Source organism: Salegentibacter salegens (assembly GCF_900142975.1).
In the GTDB taxonomy this organism is placed as follows: Bacteria; Bacteroidota; Bacteroidia; order Flavobacteriales; family Flavobacteriaceae; genus Salegentibacter; species Salegentibacter salegens.
Window position 1 is genome coordinate 3,737,695 of sequence record NZ_LT670848.1, and the last position, 18,482, is coordinate 3,756,176.

The 18,482-nt window shown below is 38.3% G+C and carries 20 protein-coding genes; 10 read left to right on the forward strand and 10 right to left on the reverse strand.

Annotated features, from left to right (window positions below):
• The first annotated feature begins 6 nt into the window (after positions 1-6).
• From B5488_RS16535 to B5488_RS16550, 4 genes are all read left to right on the forward strand, one after another.
• Positions 7-462: an Lrp/AsnC family transcriptional regulator gene (locus B5488_RS16535; protein ID WP_079736259.1), complete on the forward strand. Its 456-nt coding sequence runs from the start codon at positions 7-9 to the stop codon at positions 460-462.
• Between the two features lie 210 nt (positions 463-672).
• Positions 673-867, forward strand: coding sequence for a DUF1328 domain-containing protein (locus B5488_RS16540; RefSeq protein ID WP_079736260.1), 195 nt, complete (start codon positions 673-675; stop codon positions 865-867).
• A 104-nt stretch (positions 868-971) separates the two neighbouring features.
• Positions 972-2,396, forward strand: a complete 1,425-nt coding sequence (locus B5488_RS16545) for a hypothetical protein (protein ID WP_079736261.1) — start codon at positions 972-974, stop codon at positions 2,394-2,396.
• Positions 2,397-2,481: 85 nt separating this feature from the next.
• The gene (locus B5488_RS16550) at positions 2,482-2,982 is read left to right on the forward strand and encodes a DUF1684 domain-containing protein (protein ID WP_231919764.1); all 501 of its coding nucleotides are present in this window, start codon (positions 2,482-2,484) and stop codon (positions 2,980-2,982) included.
• Positions 2,983-2,988: 6 nt separating this feature from the next.
• On the opposite strand, the gene B5488_RS16555 is transcribed toward B5488_RS16550, so the two are convergent.
• From B5488_RS16555 to B5488_RS16590, 7 genes are all read right to left on the reverse strand, one after another.
• Positions 2,989-4,104 carry a porin gene (locus B5488_RS16555; protein WP_079736262.1) on the reverse strand — a complete coding sequence of 372 codons (1,116 nt, stop codon included), beginning with the start codon at positions 4,102-4,104 and terminating at the stop codon, positions 2,989-2,991.
• A 113-nt stretch (positions 4,105-4,217) separates the two neighbouring features.
• The gene (locus B5488_RS16560; RefSeq protein ID WP_079736263.1) at positions 4,218-5,459 is read right to left on the reverse strand and encodes an ammonium transporter; all 1,242 of its coding nucleotides are present in this window, start codon (positions 5,457-5,459) and stop codon (positions 4,218-4,220) included.
• A gap of 31 nt (positions 5,460-5,490) precedes the next feature.
• A complete protein-coding gene (locus B5488_RS16565) occupies positions 5,491-5,829 on the reverse strand; it encodes a P-II family nitrogen regulator (RefSeq protein WP_079736264.1) in 339 nt (112 codons plus the stop codon).
• A gap of 171 nt (positions 5,830-6,000) precedes the next feature.
• Positions 6,001-6,375: a fluoride efflux transporter CrcB gene (gene crcB / locus B5488_RS16570; protein ID WP_079736265.1), complete on the reverse strand. Its 375-nt coding sequence runs from the start codon at positions 6,373-6,375 to the stop codon at positions 6,001-6,003.
• 6 nt (positions 6,376-6,381) lie between these two features.
• On the reverse strand, positions 6,382-7,413 hold the full coding sequence (locus tag B5488_RS16575; protein ID WP_079736658.1) for an SRPBCC family protein: 1,032 nt from the start codon (positions 7,411-7,413) through the stop codon (positions 6,382-6,384).
• 924 nt (positions 7,414-8,337) lie between these two features.
• Entirely contained in the window at positions 8,338-9,477 is a 1,140-nt protein-coding gene (locus B5488_RS16585; RefSeq protein WP_079734452.1) for an IS91 family transposase, read from the reverse strand.
• Positions 9,477-10,304, reverse strand: a complete 828-nt coding sequence (locus B5488_RS16590; protein ID WP_231919753.1) for a tyrosine-type recombinase/integrase — start codon at positions 10,302-10,304, stop codon at positions 9,477-9,479. Before B5488_RS16590 ends, B5488_RS16585 begins: the two co-directional genes overlap by 1 nt.
• A gap of 227 nt (positions 10,305-10,531) precedes the next feature.
• On the opposite strand from B5488_RS16590, the gene B5488_RS16595 reads away from it, so the two are divergent.
• Positions 10,532-10,918 (forward strand): pyrophosphohydrolase domain-containing protein, encoded by a 387-nt coding sequence (locus tag B5488_RS16595; protein ID WP_079736267.1) that lies wholly within the window; start codon positions 10,532-10,534, stop codon positions 10,916-10,918.
• 152 nt (positions 10,919-11,070) lie between these two features.
• Here B5488_RS16595 and B5488_RS16600 read toward each other — a convergent pair whose 3' ends face one another.
• Positions 11,071-12,138: a branched-chain amino acid aminotransferase gene (locus tag B5488_RS16600; protein WP_079736268.1), complete on the reverse strand. Its 1,068-nt coding sequence runs from the start codon at positions 12,136-12,138 to the stop codon at positions 11,071-11,073.
• Between the two features lie 103 nt (positions 12,139-12,241).
• Here B5488_RS16600 and B5488_RS16605 point away from each other — a divergent pair, with 103 nt between their 5' ends.
• Entirely contained in the window at positions 12,242-12,748 is a 507-nt protein-coding gene (locus B5488_RS16605) for a DUF4920 domain-containing protein (RefSeq protein ID WP_079736659.1), read from the forward strand.
• Positions 12,749-12,750: 2 nt separating this feature from the next.
• Positions 12,751-13,425, forward strand: a complete 675-nt coding sequence (gene mnmD, locus B5488_RS16610; protein WP_079736269.1) for a tRNA (5-methylaminomethyl-2-thiouridine)(34)-methyltransferase MnmD — start codon at positions 12,751-12,753, stop codon at positions 13,423-13,425.
• 219 nt (positions 13,426-13,644) lie between these two features.
• Here mnmD and B5488_RS16615 read toward each other — a convergent pair whose 3' ends face one another.
• A complete protein-coding gene (locus B5488_RS16615; RefSeq protein ID WP_079733655.1) occupies positions 13,645-14,628 on the reverse strand; it encodes an IS5 family transposase in 984 nt (327 codons plus the stop codon).
• A 106-nt stretch (positions 14,629-14,734) separates the two neighbouring features.
• On the opposite strand from B5488_RS16615, the gene B5488_RS16620 reads away from it, so the two are divergent.
• Positions 14,735-15,640, forward strand: coding sequence for a TIGR01777 family oxidoreductase (locus B5488_RS16620; RefSeq protein ID WP_079736270.1), 906 nt, complete (start codon positions 14,735-14,737; stop codon positions 15,638-15,640).
• A 76-nt stretch (positions 15,641-15,716) separates the two neighbouring features.
• On the opposite strand, the gene B5488_RS16625 is transcribed toward B5488_RS16620, so the two are convergent.
• Positions 15,717-16,385 carry a YceI family protein gene (locus B5488_RS16625; protein WP_106197147.1) on the reverse strand — a complete coding sequence of 223 codons (669 nt, stop codon included), beginning with the start codon at positions 16,383-16,385 and terminating at the stop codon, positions 15,717-15,719.
• A gap of 157 nt (positions 16,386-16,542) precedes the next feature.
• Between B5488_RS16625 and B5488_RS16630 the strand changes: the two genes are divergently transcribed.
• Together B5488_RS16630 and dnaJ are read left to right on the forward strand one after the other, a co-directional pair.
• Complete coding sequence (locus tag B5488_RS16630; RefSeq protein ID WP_079736272.1) at positions 16,543-17,136, forward strand: nucleotide exchange factor GrpE; 594 nt, start codon at positions 16,543-16,545, stop codon at positions 17,134-17,136.
• Positions 17,137-17,166: 30 nt separating this feature from the next.
• Entirely contained in the window at positions 17,167-18,294 is a 1,128-nt protein-coding gene (dnaJ, locus tag B5488_RS16635; RefSeq protein ID WP_079736273.1) for a molecular chaperone DnaJ, read from the forward strand.
• The last annotated feature ends 188 nt before the right edge of the window (positions 18,295-18,482 follow it).

Below are 18,482 nucleotides of genomic sequence, written 5' to 3' on the forward strand. Positions count from 1 at the left end.
TTTAATATGCAAATAGATGAACTAAACTGGGCCATCTTAACCAGCTTACAGAAAAATGCCCGATATTCTTTCGCCGAAATTGGGCGTGAGATAGGATTAAGTTCTCCTGCAGTAGCAGAAAGGGTAAAAAAAATGGAAGATGCCGGGATTATAAAAGGGTATAAAACCCAAATATCCTATCATAAGACCGGCCATCAATTAAAAGCTATAATTACCCTCCGGGCCTTCATGGGAAGGTTAAAACCATTTCTGGAAAAAGTAAAAGACTTTAAGGAAGTGAGTAATTGTTATCGCATTACTGGGAACGAGAATATTATAATGGACGTCGTCTTGAGGGATCAGGCTCATCTAGAAGAATTTATAGATAAATTAATCACTTATGGAGAAACAAAAACCCATATTGTGCTCTCTCAGGTAGTAGAATTCGCGCCAATAGATGGGAACAAGATGAAACTATCTTAAATTTTAGTGAATACCCGTTTTTGGTGATTTGTAAGTACCTAATTTTCTGTAGTTATATTTTATATTTTAGTTAAAATAACTCCTTTCTTAAGCAGATTTTAACGAATTCCTAAAACCGATATTTGTTTTAGTTAAATTATAGCAAATTGTAATTTTATTAATAGCATCACGACTATACAGTACCTATTTTTACCTAAAAGAAATTGCATTATGAGAAAGTACAGTACATTATTCCTAATTGTGGCCGTGTTAACCGGTGCAATAGGATTTTCCGGATTAAGTTTTGCCGGTATTGAAGTAGTGAGGGTGTTGTTTTTAATCTTTGCAGATTTACTTGTGGTCTCTTTAGTTGCCCGTCTTTTCTTTAGAAATGACAGTTTGAAATTGCAACGTATTAAAAAATAAAATCTACCACCTATATAGTTATCTAGCCTTCATCTTTAGATGAGGGCTTTTTTATGCACGATCTTTGATATCTATGTTTATATTTATAGTAATTATGTGATATTATGATGAAAAAGATACCTTTTCTAATTTTACTCTTAAGTTTTATTCCTCAATTAGGGAGTGCCCAGGAAATAGAAATCCCTTTAGGTAAAATTGTAGATTCAATCCCAGTAACTGACTCTACCGCAAGCAATTTTGCTTTATATCTTCCGCAAAATTTTAATGATAAAAAGCAATGGCCGGTAATTTTTGTATTTGATCCCGAGGGAAGGGGTAGGGCAGCTACGCAACTTTTTAGAGCGGTTGCAGAAGAGCAGTCTTATATTATTGCGGCATCTAATTTAAATTTGAAAAAAGACTCTTTAAAGAACAATATCAACAAAGTAGGACCATTCATTAACCAGGTAGATGGTATGCTGGCTATAGATAGGCAACAGGTTTATGTGGCAGGACTTTCAGAAGGAGGGCAACTAGCTACTGCATTGCCCTTTATTTACAATAATATTTCGGGGGTATTAGCTGTGGAAAATGCCTGGATAAATACTGAATATTTGAACACTGGCAATAAATTTATGTTTAGCGCGGTGGCTTGCGATACTAGAAATACTATGCTTGTTTTAGAGGAAATTGAAGCCTATTTAGATAAAGAAAATTTTCCGACAGAAATGAATTTTTATACCTGTGATGATGAGGTGGAATGGCCCGTTAGCGGCGTAATTCAAAATGCTGTTTCCGGATTTACTCTGAATGCCATGAAAGAAGGAAAAAGGCCAAAAGATTTAGACTTGGTGAAAGACTTGTTTAATGCTGAGGTGGATTATGCCGAAGTTATGCGGCGTAAACGTAATTACTACCAGGCATTTGAAAAGCTGAAGCAAATTGAAGATAAGTATGATGATTTGGACCTGGATATAGATTTGCGCGATAAGATAAAGAATATTAGGAGGAATAAAGCCTTTAGGCAGCAAAGACGTGACTACCGCGACCTTGTGTCTACTGAAAAAGCTAAACAGGAAGAATATGTATATTATATGGAAACCGATGTGGTGACTTCAAATTTTGAAAACATTGGCTGGTGGGCGGCCCAGGTAGAAGGATTGAAAGAGAATGAAGAAAAATTTAGCGGTTACAAAGAAAAAATGGCAAGCAGGCTTCAGGGCTTTCTGGATAATCTTAGTAAGAATTACTACGATGCTTACGTGAATTCCCAGGCCGATTCCAGATCTAAAATCTTCGTGAGTATTCTGCGAACTATATTTGATAAAAACGATCCTGAAGCTTATCTAAATATTATTAAGATTGCCGGTCACGATGGTGATCACGAAACCGCTCTTCTATATCTTGATGACTTGCTGAAAACCGGTTTTGATGATATAAATGCGTTGTATAATATTGAAGGTATTTTAGATCTAAAACTAAGTGAAGAATATAATTCAAAGATCAGGGAGTATCTTGGGGAAGCTAAATACTATAAAGCTGAAAGTTAAAATAAAATTTAGTTGCCTTCTCTTTATAATTCTGTCTGCTTCAGTTTTTGCTCAGAAAGAAGATGCTTTTCAGTTTCAACAGGAGATGATTGAAAAATTCAACGATCCGCAGCGTACTCCGCTTTCTGAAAAAGATTTAGCTGAATTTAAAAGCCTGGATTTCTTTGAAATTAATACAGCCTTTAAAGTAAAAGCTCATTTTGTAAGAACTCCGGCTGAAGCTCCTTTTAGAATGCAAACTACTACAGATAGAAAACCGGTTTATGTGAAGTACGGCGAATTATATTTCACGATAAAGGGGAGAGAATTTAAATTGGGTGTTTTTCAAAATCAGGAACTCATCTCAGATCCTGAATATTATAATTATTTGTTTCTACCTTTTACAGATATTACTAACGGCGAAACCACCTACTCCGGCGGACGGTATTTAGACTTAAGGATGCCGGAGGGTGATTCCATTTTCTTAGATTTTAATAAAGCATATAATCCTTATTGTGCTTATAATGGTAATTATTCCTGTCCTATAGTTCCTGCTGAAAATCATTTGGAAATAGTTATTCCAGCAGGCGTTAAGAATTTTAAATAATTAATTTTAAAACGAATAAACCGCAGCTAGAACAAAAGACGAAAGGTTATCGGTTCCTTCTAAATCTGAATTTATAAAAACCGAGGATGGTGTATTAGATACTCTATCCAGACGCAATTCAGGTTTTATGGTTAGTTTTCCAATGCTATAATTCCCGGTAAGGGTGAAGTCTAATGCTTCTGCATCAGCTCCATAAACAGGCCCGCCATTTTCCAATTCTTTAAAATATTCAGCTCTTATACCAATAGCAAAACTATCAGAAGTTTGAATCTGCGGATAAAGCGCTGCTCCATAAAATCCAGCACCATCCGTAGTGTTATAGGTAGTATTGAGTCCTAAATAGAAAGCTTCAGTAAAATCCCATCCAGTGGTTAAATCTATCTGGAAGGTCGCTTCATCTAAAAGTGGCATTTGCTCGCCATATATCAGGTTTAAAAATGCACTTCCGTTTCCGGTAGAATACCCAAGCTGGCCCCCAAAGGAATATTTACCATATGGATTAAACTCAGTCCAGTCTGTTGGGTTCATAATGGCCAACATTGCGCTCCAGTTGTCATCTATGGCAAAGTCGGCTTTAATTCCGGTATGGGAGAAAGGTCCATACGAGAACATATATGAAGTTGAATAATTGAAGTTGGCAGCCGGTGAGATTACTTCATAACCCAGAAAAGTATTAAAATTCCCCAGCGTTAAAGTAACCGCATCTGAAACATTCCAGTAAGCGTATAATTGGTTTACAATATTGTTGGGTGCCGCTGATGCAAAAACTGCATCTTCACCCCGCGGACCGAAAACCAAATCGGCCACAAAACCCACTTTTTCGCCTTCGTAGCCCAGGATTACATTGGCCATTCCAATGGCGAATCCGGGATCGTTGGCAAAGGAAGAAGGAGGAGCTTGCGGGCCTACAATAGGCTCACCAGCATCGTTATATTCAAATTTATTTAATCCGTTAAAATTGGATCTAAAATAGGTGTCTACCGAACCACTGATGCTAAAATTAGACATAAAGCTTTCAACTTCAGCTGTTTCAGCTTCCTGAGCTTGCAGGTTAGAACCTATAACAAAGCTTATCCCTAAAAGGAATATTTTTTGGATATTTGCAGTAGTAAATTTTTTCATAATAAAAGTCTTGTTTAATGAGTTGAAATGTGTTGAGCAAAGCTTTATGAGAGATTTACATATAGGGAGCGCTCCGCCAAGCGCTCCTTTTCTTTCTAAAAGCTTTAAATTTTTTATCTATCGTGAACTGTTCCAAATTCGGCATAGGCATCCATACCGTGTTCGTGAGCGTCCAGGCCTTCAGTTTCTTCTTTTTCTTCCATTCTTAAGCCCATTGTAGCCTTAATAATCGATAGAATAATGAATGCTGAAATGCAACAGAAAGCACCAATTATTCCTACGCCCGCCAGCTGTATAAGTAATTGATCAAAGCCAGCCATACTTCCAAAGATTCCAACGGCAAGTGTTCCCCAAATTCCGCAGGCAAGGTGCACAGCTACGGCACCAACAGGATCGTCTAATTTAAGTCTATCAATAAGGGAAACCCCGAATACAATAACACCTCCTGCAACAAGACCAATAAGAACAGCATCTAATGGAGACATAAGATCGGCCCCGGCAGTAATTCCTACCAGGCCACCTAAAATTCCGTTGAGGAACATGGTGAGATCATAATTCTTATAAGCAATGGTTGAAACCAAAAAGGCTGAAATACCGCCTGCCGCAGCAGCAAGACAGGTAGTTACCAGGGTGATAGAGGTTAATGAAGGATCGGCTGAAAGTACTGAACCTCCATTAAAGCCAAACCAACCTAGCCAAAGAATAAAAACGCCCGCTGTTGCCAAAGGAATGTTGTGACCTGGAATTGCGTGAGACTGGCCTTCTTTGCCAAATTTTCCTAAACGCGCTCCTAGTAAATAAATAGCTATAAGGGCTGCCCATCCACCTACGGAATGAACAAGGGTAGAACCGGCAAAATCGTAAAAACCAAGTCCGTCTAAGAATCCACCGCCCCATTTCCAGGAGCCTACAATAGGATAAACAATAGTGATATAGATCACAGAAAAAAGCATAAAACTTCCCAGTCTAATCCTTTCTGCAACTGCCCCCGAAACTATGGTCGCTGCGGTTGCCGCAAACATTCCCTGAAAAAGAAAATCTGTCCAGTAAGTGTAACCTCCGTTATAGGCTAAGTCTAAAGAACCGTTTGCCATAGGTGCGCTTAATCCAAAAAGGTCAAAGAAATAATCCGGAACTATTCCGGCAATAAAAGAACCCGGATACATTAAATTAAATCCTAGAATAGCATAGGTAAGTAACCCGGCGCAAATAATAAATACATTTTTAAACAGGATATTAATGGCATTTTTTTGCCTTGTAAGTCCAACCTCAAGCAGTGAGAAACCAAGGTGCATAAAAAATACCAGGGCGGTACACACCATCATCCAAACATTATTAGTAGTAAGTAATTCCATAAAAGTGATTTTTTATAATGAGTTGATTTTTTTAGGAAAGGGAGTCCGTTCCTTTTTCTTTAGTTCTTATGCGATAGGCTTCTTCTACCGGGGTCACAAATATTTTTCCGTCACCAACAGACCCGGTATGCGCGGCTTTTAAAATGGTTTCTACCGTGCTCCCTACATTGTGATCTGAGACTACCAGTGAGATCTTACGCCGTTGAATATCGCTAGTGCTATAAGATACACCTCGGTAAACGTGGCCTTGCTTTTCGTTACCCACACCGGTAACATCCCAATAGCTGAAAAAGTTGACTTCGGTTTCGTGAAGTGCTTTCTTTACTTCATCAAACCTCGATTTTCTAATGATTGCTTCTATTTTTTTCATGAAAACTTGATTTTTAATGAGTATAAATGTATAAAATTATTATAACACCCATTAAAAAATAGGGGTTATCAGTAAATAAATATGAAATAAACAAAAACAACCCCTAAAAAATTAGGGGTTGTTTTTTAACCTAGGTAAGTTTTGATTTTTTTGTAAATTTTTGAAGTTGACTTAGGTCAATTTAGAGAGAAAAAGACCTAAAAAGACAGCCAAGATTCCTAGAATTATGCTTCCGAAGGTGTAAAAGAAGAAATTTAGGTAATCACCGGTGCGTAAAAGTGCTTGATTTTCAAAGGCAAAGCTGGAAAAGGTTGTAAAGCCACCACAAAAGCCAACGGCTAGAAATAATACGGTATTAGAGTTAAAAATTTCAGACCGGGCAGCGATTCCTAGAATTAATCCTAACAGTAAACTTCCCAAAATATTTACCGTAAAAGTCCCAATGGGAATAAATTCGGTTTCAAAATTTAAACTTTTACTGATTAGATAGCGCAAAACACTACCAAGACCGCCGCCTAAAAAAATCAATAATAGTTGTTTGAACATAAGTGCTTATTTAACCGGAATGTAAAGGTGTGTGATCCATTTTGCAGGATTTGCAACATCGTCTGGAGACGTTAAGTGAACTTCAAAATTATGAGCATCTTCTAGAACTTCAAGTTCGTTTTCTTCAATGTAATTATAAGCAGCATCCCAGGCCTCTTTTAGGTTTTTATAATCTCCCTTTAAAGTAGTTTTTAACACTTTTTGATTGGGGATAAACCCGGTTAAAATCTCACTTTCAGCGGGAGTAATTACCTCGCTCGGTGTAAATATCCCTACAGAAAAAATTGCTGTTCCAGAAGTTTCGTTCCATTCATTGTAAAGTACAAAAGGGTTTCCACTTTTCTCAATTCCGTTCTCATCCATATAAGTTGAAACCTCTGCAAACATAGGTACCATTTTCTCATCTACCTGACTTATTTTGCTGGCGGTAGTGGTGTACATATAATAGCCGCCTCCATGCTGAATAACTCCGTCTACATTAATGGCGTATTTATCCATTTTATTCAAAACAACGCTTTGCATATTATTAAGCCCTTTTTGAAACATTGGGCGCATCATTTCTGCAATACTTTCGTCCTGAAAGGTAAAAGCCAGTTTTTCCATAAAACTTTGGTGGCCTTTTATACCCCAGGTGACTTCAGTGCCATTTTCAATTTCATTGAACTCCCAGTAAGCCTGGCTTGTAGATTCTCCATAAGGAGTTATGAAACTAATTTGCTGCTCTATTTTAGAATAAGGTTTTGCTGAAATAGTTTTTATTTCTCCATCCCCTGCACTGTCACTTTTCCAGGAATAAGAAGCACTATCTCCGCTGGTTTTCGTTCCATATTCAATAATCATATCATCGGCTTCAGCAGACCAGGGCTCCCAGTTTTTCCAGTTTTTAAATTCGTTCACTTCCTGGAAAACCATTTCTACCGGAGCGGTAATTACTTTGGTTTCTTCAATTTGATAATCGCCATCTTTCGTGGCTATATAGATAGAGCCTGCAATAATTACAATAAGAAGTAAGAAGAAAAAGTATTTTAATATTTTCATGTGGGTTGCTTTATAAGCGAAGATACTTAAATTTAACATTATTTGTTTATTCGCTAAGGGAGAAGTGGTCTTTACGGATTTAAAAAGCCTTTAAGAATAAAGAGCAGACCTATAAAAGCGAGAAAGGCTAGCAAAACCCATAAACTACCTTTGTATTGTTTTTTATGTAATACCGTATCTTTTTTATAACTAAACACAATAATTATTACAAAAGCGACTACAAATAAGCCTGCAAAAACGAGTTGGCCGGTGCTAAACATTTTATTTACTTTTATGCAAAGTTAAGGTTTTAGGCTTAACCTGTAATTGATTTAGAATTTATTAAAATGAAACCAACATGATGCCGGGCGCAAAAAATTGGCAATACACATCCCGTCCCAATTACTTAGGGGAGGGAGATGACTATAAGCCTATGATGAATTCCCACATTGGGATAATATCGTTCAGTTAAAGATTAAAGACCCCCGAGCCCTCCTTTAGGTTTGCAGGAATAAAGAAAAAAGACCAAATTCGAATTATTGAATATCAGTGTTTTTTAAATAAAAAATTTAAATTATGAAACTATATGGTCATTCTTTCCAAAGCAAGATATGAATAAGGAAAAACATCCGAATTTTCATCATTCATATTCCATAAAATCAAAAAAACTTTACCGAATAACTAAGTATTCGGCTCGCCGATAGGCAAGAGCTGAATATTTTGTTGACGAATCCGGTTGATTTGCCGTCTATGGGTAAAACGATGAATTGAGGGAAGGATAATTGGAGGTTAAGCTGTCTTTACGTGGCTAAAATGTATAGAACCTACTTATTTTATAACGTCATCTGGACTTTTTTAGTGGTTTCAATTTACAATAGTTGGTTTTTATCGTTTAATTTTAAAGTTAAGGCATAGCAGAGTCTGCCCGCCTTTGCAGATTAATTTTTAGTTGCTCCTATTTAATTTTTTATCTTTTAATAGAACTCTCCAATTTGCGGGAGGCCCACGTGCATCAAACAACAGAATGGTATGCAGTCTTCCTTTTTTACAGGTAGAACATCTGCGGTGCAAAAGTGGCTGGATGGTTCTGACAGGTTCCATCTTTACCGTAGCCAGTTCAGCTTGTAGTTTTGGCAACTTCTCCTTTTTCCAACTGCTACTCAAAATACCATAATGTCGTATTCGAGTAAATCCCTTGGGTAAAATATGCAGGGCAAACCGCCTGATAAACTCTTGGCCCGATAAGGTTAAGTTGACTTTCTTTCCTGCACGACGATAATCTTTTGCAGTAAAAGTCACCTTTCTGTTTTTGCGATCTACATCCGTAATCCGATGATTGCTAATGGCTATTTTATGGGTATATCTGCCCAGGTATTCAATGACATATTTTGGACTTCTAAAAGGTTGTTTGGCATATACCACCCACTTTTTACTGAATACCTTATCGTAAACTTTTTGAGGAATTTTCAACTCACTCTTTCTTAGCTCAGCTATATATTTTGCCCTAAACACTTGGCTCATGGATTTTACATTAAACAAGTATTTTCCATTGTTCTTTGCTTTTTTCCATGTTCCTGATTTGTTCAAACCACCTCCTGGTACAATGCAATGTAAGTGAGGATGCAAACTCATATTCTGGCCCCAAGTATGGAGCACCGCAATCATGCCCATTCTGCCACCCAAGTGTTTGGGGTTTTCCCCAAATTGCTGCAAGGTCTGCCAGGCGGCCCTGAACAAACTGCCGTACACTATTTTGCCGTGGCTCAAGGCATAGCTGTTAAATTCACTTGGAAGGGTAAACACCAAATGAAAATAGGGAACGTTCAAGAGTTCGTTTTCCCTTGCCCTAATCCATTCTTCACGTTTGTGCCCCTGGCATGTTGGACAATGCCTGTTCCTGCAACTGTTGTAACTGATGTGCAGCTCGTGGCAACAATCGCATTTATCAATGTGTCCGCCCATAGCTTCTGTTCGGCACCTCCTTATGGCCTGCAATGCACGGTAATGCCATGAGGTTAGGCTCAAGCTTTTGAGCTGTAGCTGTTCCATCTCTAAAATGTCAGCTACCTTATGTTGGGGCCGCATTAATCGTAGAGCTTGTCTAGAGGAGAAAACTTCGAACAACTAGGTAAATTGGCTACATGCAAATAAGTCAAAGTCATTTCGATGTGGGCATGGCCCAAAAGTTCCTTTAAACTGACAATGTCAACGCCATATTCCAACAAATGCGTAGCAAAGCTGTGCCGCAGCGTGTGGGCGGTTATTTTTTTAGAACTGCCTATCTTACTTCGGTTCTCTTTGATCACCCAACGCACTCCGTTGGTAGTCAGTCCCCGCGCTTCTCCATCTTTGGATACCTGGCTGTTAAAAAGATATACTTGGGGGTTTTCCGTTTTGATATACTTTTTTAGTCCTCTGGTCAAATGTTTACTCAAAGGGACGTAGCGGTCGATCTTACCTTTTTTCTTGGGAATAAAAACTGTTTTGCGATCAAAATCGATGTCAGCCAATTTTAGATTGCACAGTTCGTAGCTGCGAAGTCCACAGCCATATAGCATTCCTATGATCAAGCGGTGTTTAAGGTACTTCGGCGCTTTTAAAAGACGCCTGACTTCCTCCTTGCTCAAGACGGTTGGCAGTTTAAGGTCCCGTTTGATCTGGGGCAAGGCTACGCGTTTGGCCTCCATACCCATTACTTTGTAAGCAGCCCTGAGGCCAAAAATGGTGTGCTTAAAAAAACTTTCAGAAGGGGTTTTGTGAAGTTTTTGGCAATAATAAAGGTAAGCCTCAATGTTTTCCACCGAGAGCGTTTCTGGGCTTTCTTTATAGTGCAAAGTAAGATGTGCCAGACATCGGAGGTAATTGTTTAAGGTGCTTTTTGCTTTGCCGTTAATAGAAAAGCTCTGCTCCAATTTGTTTTGAAGTGTACTGAAACCCGCTACCTCCTCAAAAGCGCGTTCAGCAATGGTTTTACTTTTTTTTAAACATGAGATTAGATTTAAAATTTAGCTACAAATTAATAAATCTATTACTTTTACAAAATGAATATCTTATCTGGGCTGTTCAGGCGGGTAGGGCTTCCGACCGATAGGGAGGATTCGTTCAACAACAATAACATTGGGATTAAAATTATAAAAAAATGAAAAAAAGACTCGCTGCCGTAAAGGAATTTCACAAAATTTTTAAACTGGGAATTGCTGAAAATCTGCGGGCTTCCCTGGGAGCTGAGAAAAACCGCTTACGTTACGAATTAATGAAAGAAGAGAACGAGGAATACCTGGAGGCAGCAAATAACGGAGATCTCACCGAAGTAGCTGATGCCCTGGGCGATATGTTATATGTTTTATGCGGAACCATTATTGAGCACGGACTGGAACATAAAATTGAAGCCGTTTTTGATGAAATTCAGCATAGTAATATGAGCAAGCTGGATGGAAACGGAAACCCAATGTATAACGAAAATGGAAAGGTGATTAAAGGACCGGATTATGTTAGACCAAATATAGCAAAAGTACTTAAGGATTAATTTTATAGATTTTTGTAACTCAACAACTTTTATTTTTTGTTAAGTAGGAACCAGAAACCAGTTCAGGTTTTTTTCTGCCCCTTAAATAAAAAACCTCACAGATTACGAAAAGCTGTGAGGTTTAGTTTTTTAAATGAAAAATTCAATAAAAATTATTTCACCAAATGTCTCCAGGCATGCTTATCTTCAGCCTGGTTATATTGAATTTTCATTAATCGGTCTTTGAAAGATTTCCCGTAGGAATCTTCCATTTTTGGAAGCTCAAACTTTTCGCCTTTATATCCAAAGCCGGCAATTGGGTTAATTACCGTTGCGGTACCCGAACCAAAGATCTCCTTTAGTTTGCCTTTTCTGGCGGCTTCAACAATTTCAGAAACTGGAACCCTCCTAATTTCAACTTCAATATTAAGATCTTTAGCAAGATCTATCACACTTTTTCGGGTTACCCCGTCTAAAATTCTGTCGCTGGTAGGAGCGGTAATAAGCGTGTCTCCAATTCTAAAGAAAATATTCATCGTTCCGGCCTCTTCCAGATAATCGTGCGTATTAGCATCAGTCCAGATTATTTGTTGAAAACCGGCTTCTTTGGCAAGGTTGGTAGGATAAAACTGCGCGGCGTAATTTCCGGCAGCTTTGGCAGCTCCAACGCCCCCATCGGCAGCGCGGCTGTATTTTTCTGAAAATTGAACCCTCACTTCGCCGCTATAATAAGCCTGGGCGGGAGAACAAATAATCATAAATTTGTATTTGGTCGCAGGATTGGCAGAAACGCATTCTTCGGTAGCAATTACAAATGGACGAATGTAAAGCGAGTTTCCAAAACCTTTTTTGATCCAGTCTTTTTCCAGTTTCAATAACTCCTCCAGTCCGTTAAAGAAAAATTCTTCCGGAAATTCAGGAATTGCTAATCTAGCGCTGGATTTATTGATTCTTTTAAAATTTTCTTCTGGTCTAAAAAGCCAAATCTGGTCATTTTCATCTTTATAGGCCTTCATTCCTTCAAAAACGGCCTGGCCGTAATGAAATACTTTAGCCGATGGATCCAGTTGAATAGGGGCGTAAGGCTTAATCTTAGGATTTTGCCATTGTCCATTTTCATAATCACATTCAAACATATGATCTGTGAAAACTTCGCCAAAAACCAGATTGTCAAAATTTACTTCTTCAATTTTAGATTTTTGGACTTTGTTAATTTCGAGCTGGTCAGTATCGTATTTCATTATCATTAGTTTAGTTAACAAATTTACCTAATTTAAAACAGAATCAAAATCTAAAGTTTTGGTAAATTTGTTTGGCAGCAAGGTTTTAACTAAAAATAAGAAAATGAGAAAAATTGCATCTATATTGGCGTTATCCTTAATATTTATTGCCTGTAAAAATGAAAAATCTAATGAGGAAGCTCAAGTTTTAGCGGAAGCCGACCCTGTCTCCTATAATTCTTTTGGAGCCGAAATTACTTCAGAAAGTACTTTGAGCGCAGCCGAAGCACTTGAGAAATTCAATTCGCTGAAACCTGGCGATACTTTAGAACTAAAATTCACTTCAAAAATAAACAGCGTTTGTAAAATGAAAGGTTGCTGGATGATTTTAGAACTTCCCGAAGAGGAGGATGTAAGGGTTACCTTTAAGGATTACGGATTTTTTGTTCCAAAAGACAGCGAAGACACTAACGTGATTGTAGAAGGAAAAGCATTTTTAAATGAAATGACGGTTGAGGATCAAAAACATTATGCCAAAGATGAAGGGAGGTCTAAAGCTGAAATAGCCGCAATTACTTCTCCTGAAATTACCAGAGCTTTCATCGCAAACGGCGTGCTTTTAAAAGAATAAATTTGGAAAGAAAAATTATAAAAACCGGTGATGGCTCGGTCACCATTTATTTAAGGGAGTGGGATGAGCAGTATCATTCCAAACACGGTGCGATACAGGAGGCTCTGCATGTTTTTATAAAAATGGGCCTGGACTATTGGGTAGGATTAAATAAAGGAAAAGACCTGGCTATTTTAGAGATAGGTTTTGGTACAGGGCTCAATGCGTTTATCAGTTTCCTTGAGGCTAAAAAGCTTCAGCTTAAGATAAATTATACCGGGGTAGAGGCATATCCCGTTGCTAAAGCTGAGATAAAGGAATTGAATTATGCCGAAATGCTTTCTGCAGAAAATCAGATTGATTCCTTTCAAAAAATGCATCAAATTCCGTGGAATTCTCTGGTAGATATTTCTGAAAATTTCCAGCTTGAAAAACAACAAAAACGCTTTGAAGAAATTAAGGATAAGGATGAATACGATTTAGTGTTTTTTGACGCTTTTGGAGCCCGGGTTCAACCCGAACTTTGGACAGAGGATATCTTTAATAAAATGTTTGCAGCAATGAAAGCCAATGCAGTTTTGGTAACCTATGCGGCAAAAGGTAGTGTGAGGAGGGCTATGCAAACTGCAGGATTTATCGTTGAAAGGCTTCCCGGTCCTCCAGGAAAACGTGAAATGTTAAGAGCGTTAAAAAAGTAACCGCTTTTGCTGTTAAATCAATAATAATATTTAGCTGAAGTTTATACATGTTGTTATCTTGTAGGAAGCTTTGAATAAGTAATGGTTTTTCTTTTATTTCTCTTTTCCGAGAATTTTTTTGGACTATTTTGCCTAAATCCTTGACTTTTGGCCAATTTTTTTCATCATTTTCGTTATTTTATTCCCTTTTTGTTCCAACACTGCGCACGTTCCCACGTTTTAGGCTTTCGAGAGCAGATAACTGGCCCGAAAAATATTGTACAGGATGCAGTTGAAGTCAAACCTTAATTCGTTCCTTGCCATTGTTTTAGCAACCGTTCTTTTGTAGTTCAACTTTTCCTTCAAATAGGCGAAAGGGTGTTCAACCTTGCATCTTATCTTTGATTTCTTCTTGTTGTTTTTCTTTTGCGTCGCGGAGAGTTTCCGCTTTCGTGTCCCTTTGTCCAGCATCCCGTAATAAACACCCTCTTTCCTGGCCTTTCGCTTGTCGGCAATAGTGCCATAGGCGCTATCGCCAAAAATCATCTGCTCATCGCCGCTAAGGAGTTCATCTTTTAGCTGGGAATCATGAGGACGTGCCGAAGTGAATGTCCTTTTCCTTATCAGCTCACTGCCCACATCGGTTCCAATATGACCTTTATAACCAAAATATTTCTTCCCCCGCTTTGCCGTGGATTGGGCATCGGTATCTATTTGCGCACTCGGGTGTTTTTCCAGTTCTTCCCGCCGCTCCTTGCTCAACGGCTTGGTGGTGGACTGAAGGATGGTGGCATCTACACTCGTTCCTTTTTTCAGCAACAAACCTTTTGATTCAAGACTGGCCAAGATCAAAGCAAACAACCCATCCATCAAGCCTTCCCGTACCAAGGCTTCTTTGAACCGCCATATGGTCGTGAAATCTGGCACCGTGGTAGTGTAGTTGATCCCTGCAAATTTTTGAAAACTCAAGCGGTCGTTGACCTGATCCTCCAGTTCCGGGTCGCTCAGGTTATACAGGTGCTGAAGAAAAAGCATTTTGACCTTAATGGAAAGATCGCGGTGCGGCGCTCCACCGATAACTTTATTGGTGTTGTCCACTGCCTGCACCAGATTGAAGACTTTGTCCCATTCCACCAAATTATTGATCTTGTTTAACTTGGAGGATACCCTGCTGGGCTTTCTACTGCGTCCCAATTCTATATCGGAAAAACTTAACTGGCTCATAGGAGATGGTTTTTGTAAAGCATGAAATTAGTGAAAACCAACCATGCACACAAATTTTTTATGCTATGTTTGTAAGGGGTTATGCAAAGGATTCTTGTAAATAAAAATGCGTGTATTAATTACAGGAGCTACCGGCTTAATTGGATCTAATATTAGTGGGTTATGTCGTGAAAAAGGGATAGAGGTTCATTATCTGTCTACCAGTAAAGATAAACTGGAAAGTAAAGCAGATTATAAAGGGTTTTACTGGAATCCCAATGAGAACGAAATAGATAGTAAGGCCATAAATGGCGTTGACGCGATTATAAACCTCGTTGGTGCCAGCATAGCCGAACGATGGACGCCCGATCAAAAAGAGAAAATCCTTAAAAGCCGTACCGAAACGGCCAATTTACTTTATAAATGTTTAGAGGAAAATGAGCACCAGGTAAAACACCTGGTTTCTGCCAGTGCCATAGGTGTATATCCCAGTTCTCTTGAGAAATTATATACAGAAGAAGATCAGGGAGTAGATGATTCTTTTGTTGGAGAAGTGGTGGTAAAATGGGAAGAAGCCGTAGATAATTTTAAAGACCTGGGAATTGAAGTCGCCAAAATTAGAATAGGCCTTGTTCTTGCCGAAAATGGCGGAATACTCCAAAAGCTAAAGAAGCCGGTGAATTTTAATGTTGGTTCCCCGCTAGGTAGTGGAAAGCAATGGCAATCCTGGATTCATATAGATGATATTAGCGGAATATTTATGTTCGCAGTAGAAAACAGACTCACAGGAGTTTATAATGCCGTAGCGCCAAACCCGGTTACTAATAAAGAATTGGTAAATGAAGTAGCTTCACAAATGGGAAAACCCGTTTGGTTACCTAATGTGCCCAAAGTTGCCCTTAAACTTGTGTTGGGGGAGATGGCACACCTGGTATTATCCAGCCAGTTGGTGAGTAGTGATAAAATAGATCAGGAAGGTTATACTTTTAATTATGTAAACCTCACTAAAGCTCTGGAAGATTTGATTTCGTAGTTCAGAAATTATTAAAGCATAAAAAACGGCTGCCAAAATTTTGGCAGCCGTTTTAATATTCAAATTGTGAATCGTCTTAAGCTTTAGTAGCTTTTAGGTTGAACTTTAAAGTAATATCATCACTTACAAAGTTATCTCCTAGCCCGTCAAAAACAGATTTAGAACCAAAATTCACATTCCAGTTTGTTCTGTCTATAGTGAATTCTTCGCTGGTAATTTCAATACTGTCATCAGACTGGTTAATGCTAACCGGGAAAGTAATGTTTTTAGTTTCCTCTTTGATAGTTAGGTTACCAGATAGCATTTTTTGACCGTTTTTTTCAGTAATATCAGTTACTTCAAAAGTAGCTTCAGGATATTTTGTAGCGTTAAAGAAATCACCTTCTTTGCCTTCTACAGTTCCCATTAGGTGAGCTTCAAGGTCTGCTTTATCTTTTCCTTTAAGATCGGTAACATTAATAGATTGCATATCAATTACGAAATTTCCGCTTTCAATAATACTATCGTTGGCGCTAAAAGTACCTTCAGCAATTTTAATAGTACCGGTATGCTCTCTGGTTGGTTTATTCCCTTTCCACTCAATTGTAGAAGCTGAAGTATCTACTTTAAACTCCATAGCTTCGGCTTGTGCAGTTGCCGCATCTTTAGCTTCAGAAGTATCTGCTTGATTTTTATCGTTTTTACATCCTACAACCGCAGTTAAAAAAGCTGCAATTACAAAAGTGCTTAAAATTGATTTTTTCATTTTGTTAAAATTTAGTTTTAAATTTAGTCTGCAAAAATACATAAACTTGAAATATGGGAATGCTAAATGTTTACTAAATATTATGAGTGACATTTTGACACCGAATCATAATTGGCAATGAATTTGACCCATTCAGGCTGTATTAAAATGCACAAAAATGAGCAAGAAGAAAAAAGATATAAGAGAAGAGCAACAGGGCCAGCCTGTGAAAGATCAGGTTGAAGATGTGATAGATGAAGCTATAGACGAGGTAGAGAAGGATAAAGAGGAACCAAAAGATGAGGAAAACCAAGCTGAACTTACTGAAGAAGAAAAGTTGAAAGAAGATCTTCAGAAAGAAAAAGATAAATTTTTACGTCTTTTCGCTGAGTTTGAAAATTACAAAAGAAGAACTTCAAAAGAACGTTTAGAACTATTTAAAACTGCCAATCAGGAAGTAATGACAGCCATGTTGCCAGTATTAGACGATTTTGACAGGGCTTTAAACGAATTGCGAAAATCTGGAGAGGAAGAATTAATACATGGAGTAGAGCTTATCCATAATAAATTTAAAGAAACGCTTAACAGCAAAGGCCTTGAAGCAATGAATGTAAAAGAAGGCGATGCCTTTGATTCTGAAATTCACGAGGCTATTACCCAAATTCCTGCACCTAAAGATAAGCTTAAAGGCAAGATAGTTGATGTAGTTGAGCGAGGTTATAAATTAGGGGAACGTATTATTAGGTTTCCTAAAGTAGTAACCGGCAAATAAAAGCTTTTTTAGAATCTGCAAAACGAGACCATGAAAGAAGATTATTACGACATATTAGGCATAAGTAAAGGGGCTTCAACCGCCGAGATAAAGAAGGCATACCGAAAAATGGCTATCAAGTATCATCCCGATAAAAACCCGGGAGATACTGAGGCTGAAGAAAAGTTTAAACAATCGGCTGAAGCTTACGAAGTACTTAGTAATGAAGACAAACGAGCCCGTTACGACAGGTTTGGTCACCAGGCATTTGAAGGCGGCGCCGGTGGCGGTGGCTATGGCGGAATGGATATGGACGATATATTCAGCCAGTTTGGAGACATCTTTGGAGGTGGCTTCGGCGGTGGCGGAGGCTTCTCTGGTTTTGGAGGCGGTTTTGGCGGTGGCCAAAGACGCGTTAAAGGAAGCAACCTTAGAATTAGAGTAAGTCTTACTTTAGAAGAAATTGCTAATGGTGCCGAGAAGAAAATCAAAGTAAAAAGAAAAGTTCAGGCGCCTGGTACAACTTATAAAACCTGTTCCACTTGTAAAGGAACTGGCCAGGTAACCCGTGTTACCAATACCATTTTGGGTAGAATGCAAACCGCATCACCCTGTACTGCATGTAGTGGTTCTGGGCAGATTATAGATCAAAGACCACCGGAGGCAGATGCCCACGGATTTGTGCAGAATGAAGAAACCGTTTCTATTAAGATTCCAGCTGGAGTTGAAGATGGAATGCAGCTAAAAGTTTCTGGAAAAGGGAACGATGCACCAGGAAATGGAGTTCCTGGAGATTTATTGGTAGCAATAGTAGAGAAAGAACACCACAGCCTGCAACGAGAAGGAGATAACCTGCATTACGACCTGTACATCAGTTTGTCTGAAGCAGTATTAGGATCTTCTCGAGAAATAGATACCGTTACTGGAAAAGTGAGAATAAAGGTTGAAGAAGGAGTACAATCTGGAAAAATCCTTAGACTTAGAGGAAAGGGAATCGGTAATCTTAATGGCTACGGAAAAGGAGATTTATTGGTTCATGTAAATGTTTGGACGCCGAAAAATCTAAATAAAGAACAACGCGACTTCTTTGAAAGAATGGCAGAAGACGAGAACTTCCAGCCGAATCCAGAGAAAAGTGATAAATCATTCTTTGAAAAAGTTAAAGATATGTTTTCATAGAACCCCCGGGTTTAAGAAAAAATTTATATATTTGATTATCACTAAGTCTTTTAGTGACAATTTTTCTTTTTCATAGCAATTTTTTTCCCATCCTTAATTTATTAAGGGTGGGTTTTGTTTTTTAGAGTATTTTTGAAATTAAATTTTCTACTTAATCCAAAACATCTCTCGCGGTATTTCAATATATT